Origin of the sequence: Lolliginicoccus lacisalsi (assembly GCF_014841105.1) — a bacterium.
GTDB lineage: Bacteria > Actinomycetota > Actinomycetes > Mycobacteriales > Mycobacteriaceae > Lolliginicoccus > Lolliginicoccus lacisalsi.
Map to the genome: position 1 here is coordinate 159,331 of NZ_JACYWE010000008.1, position 25,307 is coordinate 184,637.

At 70.0% G+C, this 25,307-nt stretch carries 22 protein-coding genes; 13 read left to right on the top strand and 9 right to left on the bottom strand.

Annotated elements, in window-relative coordinates:
* Positions 1-105: 105 nt before the first annotated feature.
* Positions 106-1,230, top strand: coding sequence for a DUF3068 domain-containing protein (locus HT102_RS13400; protein ID WP_192039935.1), 1,125 nt, complete (start codon positions 106-108; stop codon positions 1,228-1,230).
* Here HT102_RS13400 and HT102_RS13405 read toward each other — a convergent pair.
* Positions 1,209-2,435 (bottom strand): lipopolysaccharide biosynthesis protein, encoded by a 1,227-nt coding sequence (locus HT102_RS13405; protein WP_333473448.1) that lies wholly within the window; start codon positions 2,433-2,435, stop codon positions 1,209-1,211. The genes HT102_RS13400 and HT102_RS13405 overlap by 22 nt on opposite strands.
* 66 nt (positions 2,436-2,501) lie before the next feature.
* Between HT102_RS13405 and HT102_RS13410 the strand changes: the two genes are divergently transcribed.
* Positions 2,502-4,322 (top strand): hypothetical protein, encoded by a 1,821-nt coding sequence (locus tag HT102_RS13410; protein WP_225443661.1) that lies wholly within the window; start codon positions 2,502-2,504, stop codon positions 4,320-4,322.
* Here the strand turns inward: HT102_RS13410 and HT102_RS13415 are convergent.
* A complete protein-coding gene (locus HT102_RS13415; RefSeq protein ID WP_192039936.1) occupies positions 4,293-5,492 on the bottom strand; it encodes a glycosyltransferase family 4 protein in 1,200 nt (399 codons plus the stop codon). The genes HT102_RS13410 and HT102_RS13415 overlap by 30 nt on opposite strands.
* A 155-nt stretch (positions 5,493-5,647) precedes the next feature.
* Here HT102_RS13415 and HT102_RS13420 point away from each other — a divergent pair, with 155 nt between their 5' ends.
* Positions 5,648-6,451 carry a class I SAM-dependent methyltransferase gene (locus HT102_RS13420; RefSeq protein ID WP_192039937.1) on the top strand — a complete coding sequence of 268 codons (804 nt, stop codon included), beginning with the start codon at positions 5,648-5,650 and terminating at the stop codon, positions 6,449-6,451.
* Here HT102_RS13420 and HT102_RS13425 read toward each other — a convergent pair.
* From HT102_RS13425 to HT102_RS13450, 6 genes are all read right to left on the bottom strand, one after another.
* The gene (locus HT102_RS13425) at positions 6,448-6,663 is read right to left on the bottom strand and encodes a dodecin (protein WP_192039938.1); all 216 of its coding nucleotides are present in this window, start codon (positions 6,661-6,663) and stop codon (positions 6,448-6,450) included. The genes HT102_RS13420 and HT102_RS13425 overlap by 4 nt on opposite strands.
* Before the next feature lie 175 nt (positions 6,664-6,838).
* Positions 6,839-8,671, bottom strand: a complete 1,833-nt coding sequence (locus tag HT102_RS13430; RefSeq protein ID WP_192039939.1) for a phosphoenolpyruvate carboxykinase (GTP) — start codon at positions 8,669-8,671, stop codon at positions 6,839-6,841.
* Positions 8,672-8,996: 325 nt separating this feature from the next.
* A complete protein-coding gene (locus HT102_RS13435; RefSeq protein WP_192039940.1) occupies positions 8,997-9,323 on the bottom strand; it encodes a DUF6802 family protein in 327 nt (108 codons plus the stop codon).
* Between the two features lie 129 nt (positions 9,324-9,452).
* Positions 9,453-10,835, bottom strand: a complete 1,383-nt coding sequence (locus HT102_RS13440; RefSeq protein ID WP_333473449.1) for a glucose-6-phosphate dehydrogenase — start codon at positions 10,833-10,835, stop codon at positions 9,453-9,455.
* 16 nt (positions 10,836-10,851) lie between these two features.
* The gene (locus HT102_RS13445) at positions 10,852-12,480 is read right to left on the bottom strand and encodes a hypothetical protein (RefSeq protein WP_192039942.1); all 1,629 of its coding nucleotides are present in this window, start codon (positions 12,478-12,480) and stop codon (positions 10,852-10,854) included.
* Positions 12,477-13,511 (bottom strand): hypothetical protein, encoded by a 1,035-nt coding sequence (locus tag HT102_RS13450; protein ID WP_192039943.1) that lies wholly within the window; start codon positions 13,509-13,511, stop codon positions 12,477-12,479. The genes HT102_RS13445 and HT102_RS13450 overlap by 4 nt, the downstream gene beginning before the upstream one ends.
* Before the next feature lie 105 nt (positions 13,512-13,616).
* Between HT102_RS13450 and trmB the strand changes: the two genes are divergently transcribed.
* The 5 genes from trmB to HT102_RS13475 all read left to right on the top strand — a co-directional run bounded on the left by trmB (position 13,617) and on the right by HT102_RS13475 (position 18,175).
* Positions 13,617-14,408 (top strand): tRNA (guanosine(46)-N7)-methyltransferase TrmB, encoded by a 792-nt coding sequence (trmB, locus tag HT102_RS13455; protein ID WP_408611364.1) that lies wholly within the window; start codon positions 13,617-13,619, stop codon positions 14,406-14,408.
* Positions 14,405-15,100, top strand: a complete 696-nt coding sequence (locus HT102_RS13460; protein ID WP_225443662.1) for an NYN domain-containing protein — start codon at positions 14,405-14,407, stop codon at positions 15,098-15,100. Before trmB ends, HT102_RS13460 begins: the two co-directional genes overlap by 4 nt.
* A gap of 77 nt (positions 15,101-15,177) precedes the next feature.
* Entirely contained in the window at positions 15,178-17,379 is a 2,202-nt protein-coding gene (locus tag HT102_RS13465) for an MMPL family transporter (RefSeq protein WP_192039946.1), read from the top strand.
* An 8-nt stretch (positions 17,380-17,387) separates the two neighbouring features.
* Positions 17,388-17,819, top strand: a complete 432-nt coding sequence (locus HT102_RS13470; protein WP_192039947.1) for a fluoride efflux transporter FluC — start codon at positions 17,388-17,390, stop codon at positions 17,817-17,819.
* Positions 17,816-18,175 (top strand): fluoride efflux transporter FluC, encoded by a 360-nt coding sequence (locus tag HT102_RS13475; RefSeq protein ID WP_225443663.1) that lies wholly within the window; start codon positions 17,816-17,818, stop codon positions 18,173-18,175. The genes HT102_RS13470 and HT102_RS13475 overlap by 4 nt, the downstream gene beginning before the upstream one ends.
* A gap of 37 nt (positions 18,176-18,212) precedes the next feature.
* On the opposite strand, the gene HT102_RS13480 is transcribed toward HT102_RS13475, so the two are convergent.
* A complete protein-coding gene (locus tag HT102_RS13480) occupies positions 18,213-18,857 on the bottom strand; it encodes a DUF1707 SHOCT-like domain-containing protein (protein WP_192039948.1) in 645 nt (214 codons plus the stop codon).
* 187 nt (positions 18,858-19,044) lie between these two features.
* Between HT102_RS13480 and HT102_RS13485 the strand changes: the two genes are divergently transcribed.
* The 5 genes from HT102_RS13485 to HT102_RS13505 all read left to right on the top strand — a co-directional run bounded on the left by HT102_RS13485 (position 19,045) and on the right by HT102_RS13505 (position 25,292).
* Positions 19,045-20,532, top strand: a complete 1,488-nt coding sequence (locus HT102_RS13485; protein WP_192039987.1) for an adenylate/guanylate cyclase domain-containing protein — start codon at positions 19,045-19,047, stop codon at positions 20,530-20,532.
* Between the two features lie 51 nt (positions 20,533-20,583).
* The gene (locus tag HT102_RS13490; protein WP_192039949.1) at positions 20,584-21,753 is read left to right on the top strand and encodes a lysylphosphatidylglycerol synthase transmembrane domain-containing protein; all 1,170 of its coding nucleotides are present in this window, start codon (positions 20,584-20,586) and stop codon (positions 21,751-21,753) included.
* Between the two features lie 24 nt (positions 21,754-21,777).
* Positions 21,778-23,277, top strand: coding sequence for an adenylate/guanylate cyclase domain-containing protein (locus HT102_RS13495; RefSeq protein WP_192039950.1), 1,500 nt, complete (start codon positions 21,778-21,780; stop codon positions 23,275-23,277).
* Complete coding sequence (locus tag HT102_RS13500; protein WP_192039951.1) at positions 23,274-24,815, top strand: adenylate/guanylate cyclase domain-containing protein; 1,542 nt, start codon at positions 23,274-23,276, stop codon at positions 24,813-24,815. The genes HT102_RS13495 and HT102_RS13500 overlap by 4 nt, the downstream gene beginning before the upstream one ends.
* 75 nt (positions 24,816-24,890) lie before the next feature.
* Complete coding sequence (locus HT102_RS13505; RefSeq protein WP_192039952.1) at positions 24,891-25,292, top strand: DUF3054 domain-containing protein; 402 nt, start codon at positions 24,891-24,893, stop codon at positions 25,290-25,292.
* The last annotated feature ends 15 nt before the right edge of the window (positions 25,293-25,307 follow it).

Sequence of the window (25,307 nt, forward strand, 5' to 3'; positions counted from 1 at the left end):
CATAACGGCAGCAATCGCTGCCGGGCGGGCCGCTGGGACAGCTGCTATCGTCGGTCGATCGTAGTCGAGAATCCACGTGCGTGACGCATACGGGGGGAATCCTTCATGGCAGGACGTTCCGGGGGCGCAGCTCGTCTTTCTGCTTCCTTGCTCGTGGGGCTCGCGGTGTTCCTCCTGGTTGTGGCGGCGCTGCTGCCGCTCTACACCGCGCCGAAGCTCGAGCGGCTCCCTCTCGGCCATGAGTCCACCCGCATCATGGAGGGCTCCGGCACCCTGCTCGATGCCGCGCTGCTCGCCAAGGGCGACGAGGCGCCGTGGGAGGAGGATGTCGCCCTGCGCAGCCAGACGCGCGTCACCGTCGAGGATCCGGTATCGAGCGAGACCGCCACATTGCAGGCAGGGCATGCGCTGATGCGCGCGGACTCGACGCCGGGCCGCGGGCTGGTGTCGGCCCACATCGATCGGGTGGCGATCGACCGGCATGATGCGATGCCGGCGGGCGACACGATGGCGTCGTTGCAGGTCGATCGGGAGTCACCGGCCGTGCAGCTGCCCCGCGATGGAGTGCAGTACCGGTTCCCCTACGGCGCGGCCCCGGAGGCATATCCGGTGTATGACCTCACCGCGCGCGCCTCCTCGGAGGCGGAGTTCGTGGGCGACACCGAGCTCGACGGCGTGACCGTTCGCCACTATCGGCAGTCCCTCGGCCCGGTGGATCTCTTCCGCGCCACCCGTGACCAGGCGAACCGCGTCGGGATGACACGGTCGGGCTGGGGCCTGGTGGATGAATCCGCCGCCGATGCCGGGGAGATCGTGTTCATGACCCGCTACTACACGGTGCAGCGCGACCTGTGGGTCGAGCCCGTCTCGGGCACCATCGTCGATGCCCGCGAGCAGGCCAGCCAGTTCTTCGGTACTGGCCCCGAGGACCAGGGCCTCCCGGTCTCCGAGCATGACCTCGCGTTCACCAGCGCGACCGTTGCCACGCAGCTCGACGCCGCGCGGTCCGAGCGCGACCGGGTGCAGCTCGCCATCGGTGCTGGCCCGGTATCGATCCACGCCTCGTGGATCCTCGTGGTGCTCGGGCTCGCCGCGCTGGCCGCGGGCCTCGCCCTCGGGATTCGCTCGTCCCGGACCGAGGACGTCGCGGGCGCGGGCGACGATCCCAGCGGCGGCACGGACCCGGACGACGATCCCGCGGTGATGCTCTACTCGGGCGCGCGCGGGTAGGGCTCCCGCAGCGACCACAGCACCGCGCCCGTCACGGCCACCAGCGTCACCGTGGCCACGAGCAGCGACGTGATGATGAAGCCGGTGACAGTGGCGGGGACAAGCAGGAGCACCACGGCGAGCACTGCCAGCCCAGTCCAGGCGAGCGCCGCGACGGCAGTGCGATCCCGCGCGATCACCGATAGCAGAGCCCCCTGCACCGCGCTGAGGACGGCACCGTGGGCGGCGAACAGCCACAGCAGGCTCACGACGGGCCGGTAGTCCTCACCGACCACGTGGGGAACGATCGGCGCCAGCAACCAGGCCGCCCCCGTCGCCGTGATGCCCAGCACCGCCAGCACGGCGAGCATCGAGCCGAGGGATTCGCGGGTGCGCGCGGGATCCGCCATCCGCGGGAACAGCACGACCCCCACCGCGAACGGCAGCCAGAACGCCACCTTCGCCGCGACGGCCCCCAGCGCATACACCCCGGCCGCGACCTCGTCGAGAACCATGCGCGCGATCAGCAGGTCGATCGCGGTGAACGCCATGATCACGAGCTGCACCTGCGAGGCCCGCAGGACCGCGGCCACGTCGGGGCGGGCCTGGCCCTGCTCGGCGTCATCCCGGGGAGCCTCTCCCACCAGGCGCCGCGCAGCGACAGCCGCCACGATGGTGCCGAGGGCGCCCGCCCCGAGGGCCGCTGCCACTCCCCCGCCGAGGCCGAGGACAATGATCGCGGGCACCACCCGGGCCAGCCCGGCTCCGGCGATCACCAGCGCGAGCGCCCCGAACCGCCCGGTGCCCTGCAGGATCCCCTGCTCCGCGGCGAGCACCACCAGCAGGGGTGCTGTGCTCAGCGCCAGCAGCGTCGCTACCAGCGAGGTGCCCAGCGCCCACGCTGCCGCTGGGACGACCAGCAGCGCCACCATCGCGACCAGCAAGACTGTCGCGGCACCGAGGTGACGCGCTTCCCCTGTGCGGTCGATGCCGGCGAGGCGACCGGTGACGATCCGCCGGGCCACCACCATCTGCAGGGCAAGCGCTGGAACCGCCAGGATGAGCTGCGCGGCGAGCAAGCTGGCGAACGCGCCGTAGCTGCTCGGCCCCAGCCAGCTGCTCGCGGGAACGTGGAGCAGGTAGGAGGCGGCGTTGGCGACAAGCGATCCGGCCGTCACCAGGGACATCCCGGCCATGAGGGTGCCCGTGCGCGCCTGATCCTTCACGCCCCCATCATGGCGTGCCCACGCCTCGGCAAGCCAGCCGCGCCCGCCGGCACGTATCGTTCCGGCATGCCCTTTCCTGGTCCGCGAGCGACGCATTGGTGGTGCTGGGCCGGCCCCGCTCATGTGATGCTGCTGGTCAGCGTGATGCTGCTGCCACTATGGCGGCCCGGTTACCTGCTGCACCGCGATGCGGTGGCCACGCCACGCTCCTACGTCACGGACACTGCGCTGGGAGTGGCGGGCTCGGCGCCGCGCGCGGTGCCGCCGGACTGGCTGCTGGCGCTGCTCTCCCGCTGGGTCGATGGGGGCGTGCTGGTCACGGTGATGCTGTCGCTGTTCCTGCTCGCGGCAGGCTGGGGCGCGATCGCACTGGTGCAGCTGTGGTGGGGACCCGGAAGCGGCCGGGCCGGCTCGGAGATCGTGGCCGCCACCCTGGCGGTGTGGAACCCCTATGTGGTGGAGCGACTCCTGCAGGGGCACTGGAGCTTGCTCGCTGGTTATGGCGCGCTGCCGTGGATCATCGTCGCGGCCGCGCGCATCCACCGGCGCGCCCCCGGTGGCTTCCCGCTGCTGGTGGTGTCGATGGCGGTGGCGGGCCTGACCCCGACCGGGGCGGTCGTCGCTGTCGTCGCGGCGTGCGCGGGCTTGATCGCGTTCCCGCCCCCGCGGGTGGCCCGCGCGGTGGGCGCGCTGGTATCGATCAGCCTGGTCGTTGGGTCGCCGTGGCTGACTGCGGCGGTGATGGCCGGGCAGCCCGGCACGAGCGATGCTGCCGGGGTGGCGGCGTTCGCGGCCCGGGCCGAGACTGGCCTGGGCACGCTGGGGAGCCTGGTGAGCCTGGGCGGGATCTGGAACTCCGGGGCTGTCCCGGCGAGCCGGGCCGCGGGCCTCGGCGTGCTGGCCACCACCTGGATCGTGCTGATCGTGCTGGCCAGTGGGCGGATGCTTCTCGGCCGCCGCGCGCGCGGCCCCTTCCCTTCAGGCCCCGTTCCCTCGGGGCCCGCTGCCGCGCCCCGGCGCGCAAGCGTCGTGCTAGCGATCCTGGCCGCTGCCGCGGTGCTGGGTCCTGCCCTCGCCGCCACCGGCCCGGGGCTTCGGGCAATGGAGGTGGTGGTCGCGCTGCCGGGCGGAGGCCTGCTGCGCGACACGCACAAGTGGGTGGCGCTGGCGGTGCCGTTCCTGGTGCTGTGCGCCGCGGCCGCGACGCGCTGGCTGGCCCAGGCGTGGGCCCCTCGTGCCGCCCCGGCAGTGCTGGTGGTGATGCTGGTGGCGGTGCTGCCGGACGCGGCCTGGGGGGCGGGAGGGGCGCTGCGCCCGGTCCAGTACCCGGCCGAATGGGCAGCGGTGGCGGAGCACCTGGAGGGGGCCTCCGGGCCTGGCGATGTCGCGGTTCTGCCCGCGGGCCTGCTGCGGCAGTATCCCTACGCGCCGGGCCCCGTGGTGCTCGATCCCGCCGCACGGATGCTGCCGCGCGATGTGGTCATGACGAGCGACCTCCCGGTGGGTGGCACGGTGGTCCGCGGGGAGGATTCGCGAGCCCGCGCAGTGGAGGCTGTCCTGCTCGGTGGCGGGCCGTCCCGCGAGCTCGCGGCGCTCGGGGTGCGCTGGGTGATCGATCAGCCCACCGCGCCGGGGCGTCGTGGCGAGGCGGCGGCGGTGCTGGCCACGCTGCCTATCGTGGTCGCCGGGCCGGACGTGGTGCTGCACGAGGTGCCGGGGCCGATCGCGACCGCGGAGCGCGATTCCATGGCCTATAGGACGGTGCTAGTGGCGCATGTGGCGTGGCTCGCGCTGCTTGCAGCGGGCGCGGTGCTGCTCGCGGGCGCGGCGGCCGGGCGGGCAGGAGCGCGCAGCGGGTCAGGCAGTGCGCGCATCGGGAAGCGGTGACGCGGCGGGACCGGGCACGATGATCCCCGACCGGTGCTCGCCGCGCGCCACGGCCTCGAGGACCGTCTCGACGCTGGAGGCGCATTGCTGCCACGAGAACTCGGCCACGCGGGCGCGCGCCTTCTCGCCGAGCAAGGCACGCTCGACATCGGCGTCGAGCAGCTCCCGCGCCACCTCGACGAGCTCGCCGCGATCGGTGACAAGGCGCCCGGTGACGCCGTCGATGATCGAGTCGGTCAGGCCGCGCGAGGATAGATAGCCGATGGTGGGCACCCCATGCTGGGCGGCCTCGATGACGGCGAGCCCCCACCCCTCCTTGCGGGACGGCATCACGTGCAGCCACGACCGCGCGAGGAGGCGATGCTTCGTCTCCTCGTCGACGTGCCCATGGAAGACGACCGCGTCCTCGATGCCCAGGGCGGCGACCTCGCGGCGCAGCCGGGGCTGCCACCACCCGTCGCCGATCACATCGAGGCGCAGCCCCGGAATGGTGGCACGAAGGCGAGCGACGACAACGAGCGCGTCCTCGATCTGCTTGTGCGGGACCAGCCGCGAGAGCACCGTGATGGTCGGATCCCCGGCCCGGGTCGCCGGCGTTCCCGGAGGAACGCTGGGCGGTGGCGCATCGGCACCAGCGCGCGCCACCGCGATCCGCGCGGGCGCCACACCGAGGCTGATGAGCTCATCTGCCGACGGCAACGACACGGTCAGGTACTGGTCGTGGCGATGCAGCCGGGGCGAGAGCCACGATTCGATCCACCATCCGAGCCGGGCCAGCAGGCGCCCCGCGACGGGCCATTGCTCGCGATGGCAGTGGTGCACGAGCAGCACCACCGGCGCGGAGGCGACGAGCCGGGCGAAGAAGGGCACGCCGTTCTGCGTATCGATGATCACGTCGGGCTTGCTGCCCCGCAGCGGCCCGATCCCCCACCGGGCACCGGCAATGGCCAGCAACGCCCAGGGGTAGACGGTGAAGCGGCCGCCGCCGCGGCTGATGCGCATGCCGTTGCGGAACTCGGAGCGCGGCGCGCCACGGTAGCTGGCAGTGCGCAGGGTGACGCGCGCCCCCCGCGCCGCGAGCGCGGCCCCCACCTCCTCGAGGTAGCGCTCGCTGCCGCCGCCGAGCGGGTGGCTGGTATCGCGCCAGCACAACAGCAAGACCTCGCGCACGCGTTGCTCCCAACTCCTCGTCCAGCGCTCCACCGCGAGCATGGCTTGGCCGTGCCCGCGGTGGGCTCTGCCACACGATAGACGCGCGCGGGCCTGCCTGCCACCGCGAACGGCCGGGGTGTGCCGTTCCGTGATCGTCACTACGCTGTATCGATGTGTCGCCCCTTCTTGCTCCTGCGCCGGCCTCGCGCGCGTTCGCTCGTCATGCGTCGCTGCGTCGCTCCTGGTCGCTGCTGCGGTCCTTTCGCTTCGAGCAGTCCGACCCGGCCCGGTTCTACGGCGCCGTCGCCGACGATACGGCGCTGATGCTCGCCGAGGTGCATGCCGGTGCCACCGGCCGGGGCCTGGCCGGTGACCTCGTCCTCGACGTGGGCGGCGGCCCCGGGTACTTCTCCGACGCGTTCGATGAGCTCGGCGCCCGCTATGTGTCGGTGGAGCCCGATGCGTCCGAGATGCATGCCGCGGGCATCCGTCACCCCGGCTCGGTGCGCGGCTCGGGCATGGCGCTGCCGATCCGCAGCGACAGCGTGGACGTGTGCTTCTCGTCGAACGTGGCCGAGCATGTGAGCGCGCCGTGGCGGATGGCGGACGAGATGGTGCGCGTGGTCCGCCCGGGCGGGCTGGTGGTGCTGCCCTACACCTTGTGGTGGGGCCCGTTCGGCGGGCACGAGACCGGCCAGTGGCATTTCCTGGGCGGGGAGCTCGCGGCACGCCGGTATCGCCGCCTGCACGGTCACGAGCCGAAGAACCGGTTCGGGGTGTCGTTGTTCCCGATCACGGCCGCGGCAGGCCTGCGGTGGGCACGGGCGACGACCGGGGCGGAGGGTCCAGCGGAGCTCGTGGCCGCGTTCCCGCGCTACAACCCGTGGTGGTCCTGGTGGGTGCTGCGGGTACCGGTGCTGCGGGAAGTGATCACCAGCAACCTGGTGCTGGTGCTGCGCAAGCGCGAGCAGGCCTAGCTGGGGTCGTCGAGGCGGAAGCCGACCTTCAGGCCGACCTGGTAGTGGGCGACGGCCCCGTCGACGATGTGGCCGCGGATCTCGGTGACCTCGAACCAGTCGAGGCCGCGCAGGGTCTGCGACGCCCGCCCGATAGCGCCGCTCACGGCGTCTTCGATGCTGGCCGACGAGGTGCCGACGATCTCGGAGACGCGATAGGTGTGGTCTGCCATGGGTGCTCCTGTAGCTCGGGGGTTGCCGGTTCCCCCATTGTTCCCATGCGCGCGGGGCTAGCGCAGCGGTTTCGCCGTCCCGTGATGATGCAGGGTCCCGTGATGATGCTGGACGCGGAAAGGGGCCGGCCTGAACGAGCAGGCCGGCCCCTTTCACGCATGATGCGCGCGCCGCTTAGCTGTCGAGGCGCTCCTTGAGTGCCTCGAACTCGTCGCGGATGCCGCTGGGCAGCTTGTCACCGACGAACTGCAGCCATTCCTCGATCATCGGGATCTCGGCCTTCCAGTCATCCACATTGACCGCGAGCGATTCGTCGACGTCGTTGCGGTCGGCATCGAGGCCGTCGAGGTCGATGTCGGCGGCAGTGGGCACGTACCCGATCGGGGTTGCCTGCGCGTCCGCGGTGCCCTCGATGCGCTCGACGATCCACTTCAGCACGCGGCTGTTCTCACCGAATCCTGGCCAGAGGAAGCGCTTGTCGTCGCCGCGGCGGAACCAGTTGACGTAGAAGATCTTCGGCAGCTGGGCCTCGTCGGAGTTCTTGCCGATGTTGATCCAGTGCTGCAGGTAGTCACCTACGTGGTAGCCGAGGAACGGGATCATGGCCATGGGGTCGCGCCGGACGGAACCGACCTGGCCCTCGGCCGCCGCGGTCTGCTCGGAGGACATCGTCGCCCCCATGAACGTTCCGTGCTGCCAGCTGAAGGACTGGTTGACCAGCGGCACCGTGTTCTTGCGGCGGCCTCCGAAGAGGATCGCGGAGATCGGGACGCCCTGCGGATCGTCCCACTCGGGAGCGGGGGTCGGGCACTGCGACATGGGGGTGCAGTACCGCGAGTTGGGGTGCGCGGCCTTGCGGCCCGAGTCCGGGGTCCAGTCCTGGCCGAGCCAGTCAATGAGGTGCTCGGGCTGGTTCTCGAGGTCCTCCCACCATGCTCCGCCATCATCGGTCATGGCGACGTTGGTGAAGACGGTGTTGCCGGCCTCGATGGTCTTCATGGCGGTGGGGTTGGAGCTCCAGTTGGTGCCCGGTGCCACGCCGAAGAATCCGAACTCGGGGTTGACGGCGTAGAGCCGCCCGTCCTCGCCGAATCGCATCCAGGCGATGTCGTCGCCGAGCGTCTCGGCGCGCCAGCCGGGCACTGTCGGATGGATCATCGCGAGGTTGGTCTTGCCGCACGCGCTCGGGAACGCTGCCGCGATGTAGTAGACCTTGTCCTCGGGCGAGATGAGCTTGAGGATGAGCATGTGCTCGGCCAGCCAGCCCTCGTCGTGTGCCATGGCGGAGGCGATGCGCAGCGCGTAGCACTTCTTGCCGAGCAGCGCGTTGCCGCCGTAGCCGGAACCGAAGGACCAGATCTCGCGGGCCTCGGGGAAGTGCGTGATGTACTTGGTGTCGTTGCAGGGCCACGGCACGTCGTCCTGGCCCGGCTCGAGGGGCGCGCCCACCGAGTGCAGCGCCTTGACGAAGGGGCGGTCCTCGCCGAGGAGGTCGAGGACGGCACTGCCCATGCGGGTCATCACGCGCATCGAGACCACGACGTACTCGGAATCGGTGAGCTCCACGCCGAGCTTGGGATCATCGGAGCCCAGCGGGCCCATGCAGAAGGGCACCACGAACAGGGTGCGGCCGCGCATGCAGCCGCGGTAGAGCTCGGTCATGGTGCGGCGCATCTCGTCGGGCGCCATCCAGTTGTTGGTGGGCCCGGCGTCCTCCTCGCGCTCGCTACAGATGTAGGTGCGCGATTCCACACGGGCAACATCGGACGGATCGGACTGTGCCAGGAACGAGTTGGGCAGCTTCTCGTCGTTGAGACGAGTGAAGGTCCCGGCCTCGACCAGCTGATCGGTGAGGCGCTCCCACTCTGCATCGGAACCGTCGGCGAACACGACGCGATCCGGCTGGGTGAGCTCGGCGACTTCTTGCACCCATGCGAGAAGTTCTGCATGCTTCGTCGGAACCGTGTCGCCCGTTCCGTTCAGCCCTGGAATGGTCGCTGCTGTCATCAGCCTCTCCTGGTAGGGGACCGGTCGCGGCTCGTGATCCCGGGCCGGGCGGCCGGGATGGGCGAGCGTTGCCGCATCCACTCAGTTCGGTGCCTGCACTGCTACGAACAACCGGAAGCACATGCTGATTCCGGTCGACCGAAAATGCAAACACCTGGTGTCCTAATAAACAGGTTAGCGCCGACGCGAGGGGTTGTGCGCCTCTGGCCACTGCGAGTGCCGCATGGAACCACCGCAACGAACCCAGCCAGCCCTTTGTGAGAGCGGATCCGCAGCACCGGCCCACCGCGCGCTCACGGTCGAGCACCAATGCAGCACTTCGCCCCTAGGCTAGCAGCCCCTCATCGTTGATCTGCCACTGTTCACCTTCACTAGCTGCCGGTTTCGTCACATTCCACACCGTGTACGTGCCGTCAGCATCGAAGCTGGCAACGGTGTCAATGTACCCATCCGCGGAGTAATCCGTGGCCACGATCACGCTTTCGCCCACGAGCAAGCGAGCGCTGTCGTGGATTCCATCACCATTGAGGTCCAGCGAGGGGTTCAGCAGCTCCGGCCTGCACAGCTCCGGCGACACGCCGGCCCGCCCGTCCCGCTCCCCCAGCAGATCGCCAAGGCACCCCCCGCCCGCGAGCTCATCCGGTGTCCACATGGTGCTTGCCCTCCTCATCGCGCGGGGACCTCCCGCCCTGGGACCTCCCGCACTGGCTTGGACGCGCGAGGCCCCCTCGTTGGTTCCCCGCCGTCGCGGAAATCCCAGGGAACAGGAACCCCTGGGAAATCAGCGCGCGCCCCACCCCGCCGGGCCAGGGGTGCCTGCCGGATACTCCTCGAGCGGCACGGCACCCTTGCGCCATGCCTGCTGCACCGGCTCGATGATGCGCCAGCACTGCTCGGCCACATCGCCGCGGATCGACAACAGGGGATCCCCGTCGAGGATGCCGTCGAGGACCTCGCCATAAGGCGTCATGTCGCCTTCCGCGAAACGGGCCGAGAGGGTAACGGGCTCGAGCGTGAAGGGATCCCCGGCCCCATTGATGTTCAGATCGAGGTGCAGGCAGTCCGGGCCCAGGATGATCCGCAGCCGGGGCGGCGACGCGCAGCCCAGGAATCCGGTGGGCAGGTGCGGCACGGGCTTGAAGGTGATGATGATCTCCTTGCGCGCATCACCGAGGGCCTTGCCGGAGCGCAGGGTGAATGGCACCCCGGACCACCGCCAGTTCTCCACGCCCACGGTCACCTCCGCGAGCGTCTCGGTCCCCCGCGCGGGATCGATCCCGTCCTCGTCGGCATAGCTGGGGAACTCGCGCCCCTCGATGCTTCCGGCGGTATACCGGGCCCGGCGCGATGCCGCAGCGGGATCGCCGCCGTAGGGCCGGGTGGCCCGCAGCACCTGGGCCATCTCACCGCGCAGGTCCTCGGCATCGAGACCGGCCGGGGGCTCGATGCACACCAGCGCGAGCACGAGCAGCAAGTGGCTCTGGATCATGTCGGTCAGCGCGCCAGCATGGTCGTAGTAGCCCGCGCGCTCCTCGAGCCCGAGCTTCTCGTCATAGACGATCTCGACGTGATCGACCGAGGTGCTGTTCCACACCGGCTCGAAGATGCGATTGGCGAACCGCAGGCCGAGCAGGTTGAGCACCGTGGACTTGCCCAGGAAGTGATCGACCCGGTACACCTGCTGCTCCGGGACCAGAGTGGCCAGCAGGTCGTTGAGCTGCCGCGCGGTCGCCACGCTTGTGCCGAACGGCTTCTCCAGGGCCAGCACCGTGCCGGTCGGCAGCTCGATCCCGCGCATGGCCTCGCAGGCAGCGATCGCCACGGCCGGTGGCAGCGCGAAGTACACCGCTGGCGCGGTGGGGCAGGCCCCGATGAGCTCGCGCAGCGCGGCTGGGTCACCGACATCGGCCTGCAGGTAGCGGGAGCTATCGATGACCCCGCGCAGCCGGGCTTTGGCACTGTCGCTGGCGGGCCTGTCATCGATGCGCAGGGTCTTCTCGAGGGCACGCTTCCAGTCCGCGTGCGGGATATCCTTGCGGCCCGCCCCGATCAGGCGCACATCAAGATCAGGCTCGGCGTCGAGCAGGCTGCGCAGGCCGGGCAGGAGCAGCCGGTTGGCGAGATCGCCATTGGCTCCGAGCACGAGCAAGGTGCGGGTCTTCACCAACCCCACGTTAGGGCTATCCGGCCTGTTCCGCTTGCTCATCGGGGCCGCGCAGGAACGCTACGGCGCGGTCGATGGCCCGGTTCATATCGTTGATCTCGCCGGTCAGCTCGGCGAGCCGGTCGTCCCGGCGCGCGGTGAGCATCCGCAGGCTCGCCTCGTGATCGGCGATGTTCTCATCGGTACCGGCGATCCTGCGGTCATGCGTCTCGTTGGTGGCGGTGACGAGGTGCTGCTCGGCAGTGACGAGCCGGTTGGCGACCTCCCGCTCCATCAGTGCCCGCGCTTGGCTGATCTGGGTGGCCGTCCATTCGCGCAAGCGGCCGCGGGCGACGACCTGCCGGCGCACGCGCAGCATCCAGAGGGCCACGACCACGCCAAGCAGGAGCGTCAGCGGGATCGCGATCATGTCGATCACGGGCATGAGGGCGAGCGGCCCGAGGAAGAGCCGGCCGAGCCCGAGCCCGGCCGAGGCGCCGAGCACCGCGATGACGTAATCCTCGGGGCCGCGGCGGGGCATGATGTCCGGGGCCCCGGCGGTCGCCTGGTCGCTGGCCGCCTCCGCGTCCGGCCGCGGCGTGCTGCCGGTAACCGGTGCGGGCACGGGCAGCGAGCGGGTGGTGAACAGCTCGGTCGCGTGCTCGGTGATCCGGGCCTCGTTCTGGTCCCGCCCGGCTCGCACGAGCTGCCTGATGCGGGCGGGGTAGTCGGCGAGCGCGCGACCGTCGAGGGCATCGATCTCGTTGCGCGCGAGGGCGGCGGTGCTGCTGGACCATCCGGTGACCTCGTGCCCGAGGTCCACGCGGGCCCGCTGGATGTCGGCGCGCACGGTGGTCAGGTCCTCGGTGCGGCCCGCGCCGCGGGTGCGCAGCAGCTCGGCGCGCACCCGGTGCAGCCGATTGATCTCGGGATTGTTCTGGATATCGCGGCCGATGCGCTGGCGCGCGGCCTGCGCGTCCTGCAGCGCCCCCACCATCGACCACAGCACGTTGCGAGCGACGTAGTCGGTCCGGGGGGCAGGGAGGCTGTCGAGCACAGCGGCATGCAGCGCATCGATCCCGGCGGAGTCAGCGAGCGAGCGGGCGGCCTCGGGATCGGTGTCGCGACGGTCGTTGGCGGCGTGCACGAGCGGGGTGGCCACGGGATGGATCTCCGCGCCGGTGAAGCGCGGCGTGTGGATCGAGAGCAGCTGGGCGTCACGGTCACGGACCTGCCGCCAGTTGGTGTGCATATCGGTCTTGGTGATAGCGAAGACGACCTGGTCAACGCTGTGCGCGAGGGAGCGCAGCTCGGCGAGCTCGGTGCTACCGATGGGCCCGGCGGCATCGAACACCATCAGCGCCACCGGGATGGTCACGCCATCCTCGTAGCCTGGCTCGAGCTCCCGCTCGACGTAGCGCACGCTGCCGGTCACATCCGTGGCGTTGAGAGCCTCGATGAGGCCGCCGCGCCCCGGTTCCCCCGCGCCGATCACCACCACGTCGATGACTTCGCGGGTGCGGGGGGCGCGGATGGAGCGCAGTCCCGAGAGCTCGGCCGCGGATTCCGGCTCATGCGTGGCGAGCGTGCGATGGAGGTCATCGGCGAGCATGCGCGCGGCTACATTGTCCTGGATGGCGGCGCGGACGGCCTCGTTGGTGCTCACTGCGCGCATCCCTGCGCGATCCGCACCATGTGCTGGTACTCGGCGAGGGCCGCCCGGGCCGCGCGCGGGCTCGTCGCGGCACGCGAACGGGCTCGCGATCGCGCGGCGCGCTCGATCAGCGTGGCCTGGTCCTCGTCCCCTGCCAGCGGTTCCCACGGCAGGCCGCGCAATGGCGCGGCGGCCTCGGTGCCACCGAGACGCGCGTTCCCGGCACGCTCGGCCGATTGGGTCCATAGGGCGTGCGCGAGCCGCTCCCGCAGTGCACCGATCCCGCTGTGTTGCTGCATCAGCCCTCCAATATCGTCGAGCGCCAGGGACTGGTTCGCCCGCAGCGCATCCACCGCGATCCTGATGCCCGTCAGGTCGAGGACCTGCAGCAGGCGCTGCCGCTGCTCGGGCTCGATAGCGGTTGCTCCCCGGGCGAACAAGTCGCCGGCGAGCCAGTACGCCTCCGTGCCGTGCGCCGATGCGCTGGCGAGCGCCCGCAGTGACCCGAGGTCAGCGAGTGTGAGCACGCGCGGCGCCCGGGCGTGGAGCGCGCTGAGGGCAACCACGTCCATTGTGGGATCACCATCGGCCGAACTAGCGTGATGACGCGCCGAAACCCGCGAATCGCCGTGCGATGGGCGGCGCGGGGGCCACCACAGGTCGGCTCGCGCGCGCACGGCGATGACCCTGGAGCGGGGCTCCTCGCTGCGGGGCTGCTCGCTGCGGGGTTGCTCGCTGCGGCCTCCCAGGCTCCCCGAGTGATCATCGGTCGTCAGCGCGGCGAGCGCGGCACGGTCCTCCCGCCGCGAACGCTGGCCGAGGACGTGCACCACCACCCCGCGCGACGCTGGCGGAGTGCCCTCCCACTCGATCGTGCCCGCGATGGTGATCTGGCCCTCGCGCACCTCGAGCCACCGCCCTCCGGCTGGTGATTCGCCCGGCCACCAGGCGCGGATCTCCGCGGCCAGCGTGGACACCCCGGAACCGGGCGTGCCAATGACCTGGACCAGTCCAGCGCAAGGCGCGATCTGCTGCTCCCCCATGTCGTCCCCCCTCGAGCGATCTCCCCGGTCCTAGTGTGGCCGGGCGCTCCTGGCTACGCCAAACACTTCGGGCGCGGCAGCCCCCATGGTGGTGTTTCCAGTCGCATCAGGGACGATAGGCACGTGCCGAGTGATTCACGCCCCCAGCAGTCCCCGTCCACGCCCGAGCCCGCCACCGGTTCCGGCGATAGCGCCGCCAGCCCGGCTGGCGGTCAGGGCGACGCGCCCGCCCACCCACGGATCACCAGCTGCCGCACCCGCACCGGGGTGCTCAAGCCAACCCGCCAGGATGTGTGGGACCGGCAGTGGGGCATCCTGGGCCGCGATGCCAGCGACGCCCCGCTCGACGCCAGCGAATGGTTCGGCAGGGAAGCCCCGCTCGTGGTGGAGATCGGCTGCGGCACGGGCACCGCGACCGCCGACATGGCTCTCGCCGAGCCGGGCATCAACCTCGTCGCCATCGATGTGTACAAGCCGGGCCTCGCCAAGCTGCTACAGCTCATCGAGGACAACGGCATCAGCAACATCCGGGTGCTGCGCGGCGATGCCGTGTCGATCCTCGAGGACATGCTCGGGCCGGGCTCGGTCGACGGCTTCCGGGTGTTCTTCCCCGATCCGTGGCCGAAGAAGCGCCACCACAAGCGCCGGCTGCTCACGACAGCGATGTTCCACCTCATGGCGACGCGGCTGCGACCGGGCGGGGGCGTTCACGTCGCGACCGATCATTCCGAGTACGCTGAGTTCATCGAGGAATCCGGCAACGCTGAGCCGCTGCTCGGCCCGGTCACGTGGCCGTGGCCGATGAGCAGTGTCCGCCTGGAGACCAAGTTCGAGGGCCGGGCGGCCCGCATCGGTAACTCCATATCCGACTTCGCATGGGGGAAGCTTCCACGATGAGCCTCAGCAACGACGACACTGCCAGCCACGCGGGCGGCCCTGCCGGCCCGAGCGGGGGCGGCCGTCGTCGGCGCGTGCTCCTCGTCTGGGACGCGCCCAACCTCGATATGGGGCTCGGCGCGATCCTCGGTGGCCGCCCCACGGCCGCGTACCGCCCGCGCTTCGATGCCCTCGGCCGATGGTTGCTGCAGCGCACCGCCGAGATCGAGCGCAGCACCGGGGCCCCCGCCGGCTCGCTCGAGCCCGAGGCGACCGTCTTCACCAACATCGCTCCCGGCAGCGCCGATGTGGTGCGCCCCTGGGTCGAGGCACTGCGCAACGTTGGTTTCGCGGTGTTCGCCAAGCCCAAGATCGACGATGACAGCGATGTCGATGCGGACATGCTGGATCACATCGAGATGCGCCATGCCACCGACGGCCTCGCCGGCCTCATGGTCGCGTCCGCGGATGGGCAGGCGTTCCGGGAGCCGCTCGAGGAGCTCGCCGAGGACGACGTGCCCGTGCAGGTCATCGGGTTCCGCGAGCACGCGAGCTGGGCCGTGTCCTCGACGCTCCTGCAGTTCGTGGACCTCGAGGACATCACCGGGGTCTTCCGCGAGCCGTTGCCCCGGGTCAGCCTGGAGTCGCTGCCCGACGAGGGCGCCTGGCTGCAGCCGTTCCGGCCGCTTGCGGCGTTGCTCACCATACGCTGACATCCGCCCCACGTTCTGCCACTGTTGGAGGTCGTGGCTGCCGCGGCAGAGGGATAGCTCGTTCGAAGGAGTACACATTGTTCGCGAAGGCGGGCCAGTTCGTCTACACCGCGCGGTTCACCGTCCTCGCCGTGATGGTTGGGCTCCTGCTCGCCGCTGGCGCCTACGGCCTCGGGCTGGGAGATCGCCTGTCGCAGAGCGGCTGGGATGATCCGGGCAGCGAGTCCGTCGCCGCCGCCCGCATCGTCAACGAGAACTTCGGCCGCGACAATCGCGGCGACATCGTCGTGCTCTTCACCGCCCCCGAGGGAAGCACTGTCGACGATCCCGCGTTCGCCGCGGAGGCCGAGGAACTGCTCGCCGGGGTGCGCGAGCGCAATCCGGACGAGGTGCACTTCGTCGAGTCCTACTGGACCTCCGGCTTCAGTGTCATGGCTACCCGCGACCGCCAGCATGCGATCGCCAGCGTTGGCCTGCTCGGCGCCAACGACACCGAGGTGCTCGCGAACTACCAGGCGATCGAGCCGCAACTGCTCGATACCAGCCTGGATGTGGAGCTCGCTGGGCTGCAGCCGGTGGCCAACGCGCTGAGCAAGGGCATGGAGGACGACATCAAGCGGATGGAGCTGATCGCGCTCCCCGCCGTCGCCGTGCTGCTGTTCCTCATCTTCCGCGGCGTCGTCGCCGCGGCCCTGCCGGTGATCACCGGGGTGCTCACCGTGGCCGGGGCCTGGGGCGTGACGCGCCTGCTGACCAGCGTGGTCGAGGTCAACGTGTTCGCGCAGTCCGTGATCTCCCTGATCGGTCTCGGTCTCGCCATCGACTATGGATTGTTCGTGGTGAGCCGCTACCGGGAGGAGCTCGCGGAAGGTTACGACGTGCGGGATGCTGTCCGAAGAACCGTGGCTACCGCGGGCCGCACCGTGGTGTTCTCCGCGACGATCATCGCGATCAGCCTCGGCGGACTGCTGGTGTTCCCGCAGGGCTTCCTCAAGTCCGTCGCGTATGGCGCGATCGCGGCCGTGACCATCGCGGCGCTGCTCGCGGTGACCCTGCTGCCAGCGATGCTGTCGATCCTGGGGCGCCGCATCGATGCGCTCGGGTTCGCCCGCATGCGCCCGACGCTGCCCGCCGGGGAGATGCAGCACACGTTCTGGGGACGGGTCGCGAACTGGTCGATCAAGCGGCCCATGCGCGTCGCCATCCCCGTGGTCGTGGGCCTGCTCCTGCTGATCATCCCGATCAACAACATCGCGTTCGGTGGGTTGTCAGAAAAATACCTCCCGCCAGCCAACGAGACCCGGCAGGCGCAGCAGCAGTTCGACGAGCAGTTCCCCGAGTTCCGCACGAAGCCGGTGCAGGTCGTCATCACCGGCGACCTCTCCGCCACCGGGCAGGTGCTGCGGCAGGCCAACGCGGTCGAGGGCTTCACCGGCCCGTTCACCCTCGAGCAGCGCAATAGCAACGCCGTGATGCTCAGCGCCGGGCTGGTCGACGAGGCCGAGTCCGCCACCTCGATCGAGCAACTGCGCGCGATGGACGTCCCCGACGGCACCGAGGTGCTTGTCGGTGGCGGGCCAGCCATCGAGCGCGACAGCATCGATGCGATGGTCGAGACGTTCCCGTACATGGCGGTGATGGTCATCGTCTTCACGACGCTGCTGATGTTCCTCGCGTTCGGCTCCCTCACCATGCCCATCAAGGCGGTGGCCATGACCGGCATGAGCCTGGGCTCCACCCTCGGCATCCTCACCTGGATCTTCGTCGAGGGCCACGGCGCCGGGCTGCTCGACTTCACCCCGGGCCCGCTGATGGCCGCGGTGGTGGTGCTGATCATCGCGATCATCTATGGCCTCTCCACCGACTACGAGGTGTTCCTCGTCTCCCGCATGGGCGAGGCGAGGGCGCGTGGCGCGTCCCCCACCGAGGCCATCCGGATGGGAACCGCGCAGACAGGTCACATCATCACGGCCGCGGCACTGATCCTGATCGTGGTGACCGGCGCGTTCAGCCTCTCGGAGATCGCGATGATGAAGTACATCGCGTTCGGCATGATTGCTGCCCTCATCATCGACGCGACCGTGATCCGCATGCTCCTCGTCCCCGCGGTGATGGCGATGCTGGGCGACGAGTGCTGGTGGGCGCCGGAATGGATGAAGCGCATCCAGCGGCGCATCGGCCTGCAGGAGCATGAGCTCGCCGATGAGCTCGGCCATGACGATGCCGAGCCCGTCGGTGATTCCGCGACGGCTGGCCCCGTGCCGGACCGCGTCGGCTAGCCCCGGGCATGGCGCGCGCCGCGACCGTCCTCGCCGGGCAGGGGCCAGCCATCGCGGTGGTGTCCCTGGGCGGCGCGCTGGGCGCAGCCTCCCGGCATGGGCTGTCGCTGCTCCTGCCGCATGCCGGTGGATTCCCCTGGGCGACGTTGCTGGTCAATGTTTCCGGCTGCCTCGCCATCGGGGCGCTGATCGTCGTGCTCACCGAGGCGCTGACCGCTCCCCCGCTCGCCCGGCCATTTCTCGGCACGGGCTTCCTCGGCGGATACACCACGTTCTCGGCGTACGCGGGCGAGGCGGAGGGCCTGCTCTCCGGTGGCAGCATCATGCTCGGCGGGACGTACCTCGTCCTCACTCTGCTCGCCGCGCTGGCAGCGGCTTGGGCTGGAACGCGCGCCGCCCGCCTCGTGCTCGCGCGGTCCAATGACGGGCAACCACGATGATGGACTGGCTGCTGGTCGTCATCGGCGCCGCGGTGGGCGCTCCCCTGCGGTATCTCGCTGATCGGTGGATCAGCACGTTCCATGACGGAGCGTTCCCCTGGGGCACGCTGGCGGTGAATGTCGCCGGGTGCGGGCTGCTCGGTGCGGTGACAGGACTCGCGCTGCCCGGTGAGCTCGCGCTGCTGGTGGGCGTGGGCCTGTGCGGCGCGCTGACCACCTACTCGACGTTCGCGCTCGACACGGTGCGGCTCGCCGAGCACCGCGCGCGGGGCATCGCTGGGATCAATGTGGTGGCCAACACGGCTGGCGGGCTGCTCGCGTTCATGGCCCTGGCGTCGGTGACGGGCATGCCGTGAGAGGACTGTGGCGCTAGGCCAGGCAGCCGCGGGGCAGCTAGGAGTCGAGCATCCTGCGCAGGGAGGTGCCGAACGGGTGCCGGACCTTCAGCGTGCCGAACCAGAGCTTGCCGCTGACGGTGATCGCGAGCCGTGGCGCTGCTGCCGATGGCCCGACACGGGTGGTCACCGTGCCGGCGATGGTCTCTACCGCGCTCGTGTCAACGGTGGTGTGCGCGTCGACGATGAGCACGATCGTTGATGCCTTGTCATCGATGCTGATGTGCACGACGGGGCTCGTGAGGTGGGCGTTGGTGAAGTCCAGGGTGACATCGCTGCAGAGCGTGCGAAGCTCGATCCAGCCCGGAACGGTCCATCGTCCCTTCCGCGTGAGCGTGCCGAAGCGTTCACGCAGCAGCACGCTGTGCGGGGCCGCCTCGCCTCCCGGGTGGTACGGGTCGATCGGGGCAGGCCGTGCTGCTGGCGGTCCCGGCATCGGATCGCGCGCGTCAGGCCGCAGCCGTGCTCCCGGCAGATCGACGACGACGGCATTGAGCTCGCCCCTGGTGCGCGCCACCATGGCCTGGTCCATCCGCTCGCCGAATTCCGCGATCGAGATGTAGCCCTGCCCGACCGCGCGCTGGAGGATCTGCCCGATGTGCTCGCGCTCGGCATCGGACACCCGCAAGTCCTTCTCATCCACGCTGGATACGCCCTTTCGGCTGTTGCCGGCCTCCCGGCCGCTGGCCCCTCAGTATTCTCTCAAGCCGGCATCGCGGCGCAACCGATGCCGGCGTTCTCGCGCGGGCAGTACCGTAAGACCGGTGAAGCTCATCCCGGGTTCGCTGTCGCGGACGCTCAGCATCCGCTGGGCGCTGTTTGTGCTTTTCATGCTCGCGTTCAACTTCATGGGCGCGCTCTTCGTGCTCGCGTTCATCCGCTATGGGCTGCCTACCTCGCCCGGGCCCGGCCTCATCGTCCAGGGCGAGGCGAGCCAGCTCGTCCTCTCCGCCTACCTCGGCCTGAGCGGGGTGGTGATCCTCGGCGGCGCCATCATCATCCTGCGCATCATCCTGCGCTGGTACGTGCGCGGCGGTCCCCCGACTCGTCGCGAGCAGCTCGTCGCGATGCGCGGCCCACTCATCCAGGCGCTGGTCCACCTGGTGCTGTGGTTGGTGGGCGGGACGTTGTTCGTCGTGCTGATCATGCAGGAGATGCCCGAGCTCGCGGGAGCGGCAGGAGGAACCGTGCTGCTCGCCGGCATCGTGGTGTTCGGGCTGTCCTACCTGATCGGCGAGCAGCTGATCCGGCCGATCGCCGCGCGCGCCCTGTCGATGGGCGTGCCAGACCGGCGGATGGTACCGAGCGTGCGGCTGCGCATGACCCTCGGCTGGCTCACCGGCACCCTGATGCCCGCCGTGGGCATCGCGGCTCTGTGCATCACCCAGCTGGCCACGCCGCACATGTACGCGCCGCGCTCGTTCGCATGGTCGGTGCTGATCGTGGCGATCGTGATGATGGTGGCGGCGATGATCACCACGGCGTTGCTCTCCGGCCAGGTCTCCATCCCCTTGCGGGAGCTCACGCGCTCGGTCACTGACGTTCATCGTGGCGACGACGTGCAGGTCGAGGTGTACGACGGCAGCGAGGTGGGGCTGCTTCAGGTCGGCTTCAACCGCATGATGGCCGATTCCGCCGAGCGTCGCGTGCTGCGCCAGCTATTCGGCCAGCACGTGGGCGAGGATGTTGCCCGGCAGGCATTGAAGTTTGGCACCGAGCTCGGCGGCGAGACGCGCTTCGTGGCGGTGCTGTTCGTGGACATGGTCGGCTCCACGCGCATCGTCGCGACGATGCAGCCCGCCGAAGTGGTGGCGATGCTCAACCAGTTCTTCAACATCGTGATCGGCGTGATCAAGCGCCACGGCGGCTTCGTCAACAAGTTCGTCGGCGATGAGGCGCTCGCGGTGTTCGGCGCGCCCCTCTACCGGGCGGACGCGCCCACCGCGGCATTGTCGGCGGCGCGCGAGCTATGCGCCGAGCTCGAGGCCCTGCCCGATGTGCGGATCGGCATCGGCGTGTCGTCGGGCACGGTGGTGGCCGGCAATATCGGCTCGGTGGAGCGGTTCGAATACACCGTGATCGGCGATCCGGTCAATGAGGCGGCCCGGCTCACCGAGCTCGCGAAGAAGCGCCCGGGCAGCGTGCTGGCGTCCAGCCACACCGTGTACTTCGCCAGCGAGGAAGAGCAGGAGCGCTGGGAGCTCGGCGAGCTCGTGGCGCTGCGCGGGCGCATCAAGCTGACGCAGCTTGCCTGGCCGCGCGCCCAGGGCAGCACGCCGCCGGGCAACGCTTATCCGTCCAGCTCCGAATCGGGATGACAAACCTCCACCTACGCCACGTGGGGGCACGCGAGTCGATACTCTGGCGACGTGACATCGTCCGCGCAGCAACCCGAGGGGGCCACGGTTCCTCGCGCGGACGTTGCCGTGCGGGGCAAGCGCGGTCGCTTCCGGCGGTGGCGGGTCGTCGCGGCCCTGGTGCTCGCGGGACTGCTCATCGTGCAGGGGGTGGTGCTGTGGCCGACTTTCTCCGATTCGGTGCGAGCGATCCGCGAGCTGCACATCGGGTGGTTCGCCGCGTGCATCGCCGCGATCGCGCTGTCGATGACGGGGTTCGGGGGCGTACAGCGCGTGCTGCTGCACGCCGGCGGGGTCGAGGTCTCGCAGCGACGCTCCGAGGCGGTGCTCTACGCATCGACCTCGATGACCCTCACCCTGCCCGCGGGCCAGGTGTTCTCCGCGGCCTTCACCTACCGGCAGACCCGCCGCTGGGGCGCCACGCACGTCGTCGCTACCTGGCAGCTCGCCATGGCCGGGGTGATCGCCACGGCGACGCTCGCGATCGTCGGGACGATCGGCGCCATCGCGGTGGGCAACAGCATCAGCCCGGTCACGCTCAGCATGTCCTTGCTGGGCATGCTCGTCCTGGTCCTGGTGCTGCGGATCGCGCAGCGCAACCCTCAGCGGCTCGAGTCGGTGGGGCGCTGGGGGGTCGGGCTGGTCAACCGAGCGCGGCGCAGGCCACCGCGCCAGGATATCGATCGGGTGCGGGCAGTACTCGACCAGATCGAGGCAGTGCGGCTGCGCCCGGGGGATGCCGCCCGCACGTTCTGGTGGTCGATCGTGCATCGCAGCACCGATGTGGCCTGCCTCTGGTTCGCCTGCCTGGCCGTGGGTGCGGATCCGCGCCTCGCGGGCGTGATCATCGCGTTCACCGCCTCGAAGGCCGTGGCGTCGGTACCGCTCGCGCCGGGCGGCATCGGAACCGTGGACGCGACGCTGGTCGTCGCTCTGACGGTCTCCGCCGGGCTGCCCGCCTCCCAGGCGCTCGCCGCGGTGTTCGTCTACCGGCTGGTCACGCTGGTGCTGCTGAACATCGCCGGATGGATCGTGTTCCTGCTGGTGTTCCGCTCCGGCCGGGCCGGTGATGCCCGCGCGGTGGCGGGCGGCGGGCACTCCTCGGCGCAGCCCGGTGCCGTCGGCGCGAGCGAGCTGCCCGGCACCGTGGCGCGGCACCCGCACGATCGCGAAGGGGCGTGAGCCGGTGAGGAGACCGTCGCGCTCATGAACCGACTAGATGTGCTCCGCCAGCTCGCGCACCCCATCGTGCTGACCTACATCCTCAGCGTGCTCATGGTCTCGCTCATCGCGGCCATGACAGCCCTGGTCCTGATCGGCTCGGTGATTCCCATTCCCACCCTCCCGGACCCCCGCGGGATCTGGGAGCGCAACGTCGCCTGGTCGGTCATCGGCGGCGGCATCGTCGCGATCACCGCGCCATTGGTCCACTTGCGGCTGAGCTGGCCGAACCTCGAGTGGCTGGCGCGTGGCGGGCTGCCCCGCCCGCGCGAGGCACGCGTCGCGCTGCGCCAGACCACCCGGCAGGTAGCAGTCGAGGCCCTCACCTGGGGGATCGCGGTGATCGGCTTCACGCTGATCAACGTGCGCGTCGGCTCGACCCAGCTGATCATCCTGATCATCATCACCATCTCCATGGCGGGCGCGGTATCCACGGCGCTCAACTACGTCCTCGGTGAGCGCATCCTGCGTCCCCTGACCGCCATCGCCATGTCGGTGGAGACCCCCGAGCAGATCCACGCCCCCGGCGTCGGCGCCCGCGTGCTGCTGATCTGGGGACTGACCACCGCGATACCGACCTTCGGGATCGTGCTGGTCTCGCTATCGCAGATCGTTGACCAGGATGGCCCCGTCAACCCCGGCCTCAACCTCGCCGTGCTCGTGCAGGTGGCCATCGCGATGGTGATCGGCATGATCGGGATCGTGGCCGTGTCCCGGTCGATCTCCGACCCGCTCCGGCAAGTGAGCAACGGGATGTCCCGGGTGGAGGAAGGGGACCTTGGAGTCCGGGTCAATGTGTACGACGGCTCGGAGATCGGCGAGCTGCAGACCGGCTTCAACCGCATGGTGCTCGGGCTGTCCGAGCGCCAGCGGCTCTCGGAGCTGTTCGTCAAGCACGTCGGCGAGGAGATCGCGCGGTCCGCGATGGAGCAGGGCAACAACCGGGGCGGCTCGCTGGTGACCGTGACAGCGCTCGTCATCGACCTCGTGGGCTCCACGACGATGGCGACCACCCATTCGCCCGAGGCGGTGGTGGGCGCCTTGAACGAGTTCTTCGAGCATGTGGTCGACGAGGTCACCGAGCATGGTGGGTTCGTCACCAAGTTCGAGGGGGATGCCGCGATCGCTGTCTTCGGCGCGCCGATATCCCTCAGCGAGCCCGAGCACGAGGCGCTCGCGTGCGCCCTTGCCCTGCAGAAATCCCTGCGCGGCCGCATCGCGCTGGACTTCGGCATCGGCGTCGCCACCGGTACCGCGCTGGCTGGCAACATCGGCGCGAGCAGCCGGTTCGAGTACACCATCCTCGGCGGCCCGGTGATCACCGCCGCCAGCCTTAGCGACGTGGCCAAGAAGCGCCCGGGCCGCGTGGTCGCGAGCGCAGTGACCCTGCTCGCCGCCCCGCGCCAGGCACCGAACTGGTCGTTCGTGACCATCGGCGATGAGCGGGTCGCCGAGCCCGTCCCGCCCGACGAGGTGCCGGAATGAGCCTGCCCAAGAACGGGCGCAGGCCCGTCACCCAGCAGTTCGTCGACATCCTCAACCAGCTTCTCAAGCCCGTTACCATCGCCTACGGCACAGCCCTGACCGTCACCAACGTCGTGGGGGTCGTGGTCAGCTTCGCGTTGCTGCGCTACATCATCCCGCTGCCCGCCAATGCGGATGTCACCCCGGACATCCGGGCCTCGAACACGATGCTGCTCGTCACCTCCATCCCCCTCGCCGTCGCGGTGGCATGCGCCATCTCGATCTGGCATGGGCGGCCCATCTTCTTCTGGATGAAGCATGGCGGCATACCCTCGGCGCGCCAGTACGAGCTGATCGTCAGCGCCCCAGCCCGCCAGACCGGACTGATCGGCATCCTCTGGTTCGCGGTCGGCATCATGTTCAGCGTCAGCGTCATCCGGACCGGCAGCCCGCAACTCGTGGCGATGGTGTTCTCCACCTTCGTGTCCAACGGCATCATCTGCTGCGCGATCAGCTACTTCGTCGCGGAGAGGATCCTGCGCCGCACCATCGCCGACGCCATGAGCGGACGCAGCGTGGACTCGCGCTCCGCCACGACCGTCGCGCTGCGCCTGATGATGATGTGGCTCGTCACCGCCGCGATCCCCCTCGTGTGGATCGCTCTCGTCGTGTCTTTCCGGTTCTTCTCGTCCTTCCTGCCCGACACCGAGCAGACCGCGTCAGCCGTGGTGATCCTTGGGGTCCTCACGATCGTGGTGGGTGTCTTCGGCATGGCCGTCGTCGCACGGTCCATCGCGGACCCCATCAAGCAGGTGTGCGGCGCGATGACCCAGGTGCAGGCCGGTCGCTACGACATCTCGGTGCCCATCTACGACGGCTCGGAGATCGGCCGCCTGCAGTATGGCTTCAACCAGATGGTGCGGGGGCTGGCCGAGCGGCAACGCATCTCGGAGCTGTTCGGCGCGCGCGTCGGCGAGGACGTCGTCCAGGAGGTCCTCCAGCGCGGCGGCTCGCTCGGCGGGGAGCTGCGCGAGGTGTCGGTCATGTTCGTCGACCTGGTCGGCTCGACGCGCTTGATCGAGACGTGGCCGCCGCACCGGGTCACCGCGATGCTCAACGAGTTCTTCGAGGTCGTTGTCGATACCGTGCATGTCCACGGTGGCATGGTCAACAAGTTCACTGGCGATGCGGTGCTCGCGGTGTTCGGAGCGCCGGTCGCGCGCGCGAACCACGCCGGTGCCGCGCTCGCTGCCGCCCGCGAGCTGCGATCCCGGATACCCGCGACGACGAAGCTGAACTTCGGGATCGGCGTCTCCGTCGGCAAGGCCGTCGCGGGCAACGTCGGTGCCCGCAATCGCCTCGAGTACACCGTGATCGGTGATCCCGTGAACGAGGCGGCCCGGCTCACCGACCTCGCGAAGTCCTGGAACGGTCGGGTCCTCGCGGCCTACAAGGTGGTGCGGCAGGCCGATGCCGCGGAGGCCGCGCGCTGGCAACCAGCCTCGGCGGTGACCCTGCGTGGCCGCCCCACCCCGACCCGGCTCGCGGTGCCACGCTAGCGGGGACGCGCGCCCTGGTCGGCCGGGCTTGCGACGGACTGGTCCCCGATCGGGCGCAACGGCTACTCTGGCGGCGTGCATTCCCCTCGCGTTGTTACTGCCGCCATCGTCGTTGATGTTGTCGCGATCCTTGCCTTCGCCACGGCTGGTCGCATCACCCACGGCGAGGTCGCGACCCCCGGTGGCGTGCTGGAGACGGCCTGGCCGTTCCTCCTTGGCCTGGGCGCGGGATGGGTCACCGTGCTGCGCGCGCTGGATTCGGCGGAGGTGACCAAGGTGTTCCCAGCTGGTGTCGCCGTGTGGGCCTGGACCATGCTCGGTGGCGTGATCCTCCGCTTGCTCACCGCGACCGGGATCGCATGGCCATTCGTGCTGACCGCAGCGATCATCACTGCGGGCCTGCTGCTGGGATGGCGGCTGATCGCGCGCATCTTCCTGCGACTGCGCCCGGGCCGAGCGCCCCGCCCCGCGGCATAGATCCACGCGGTCCCG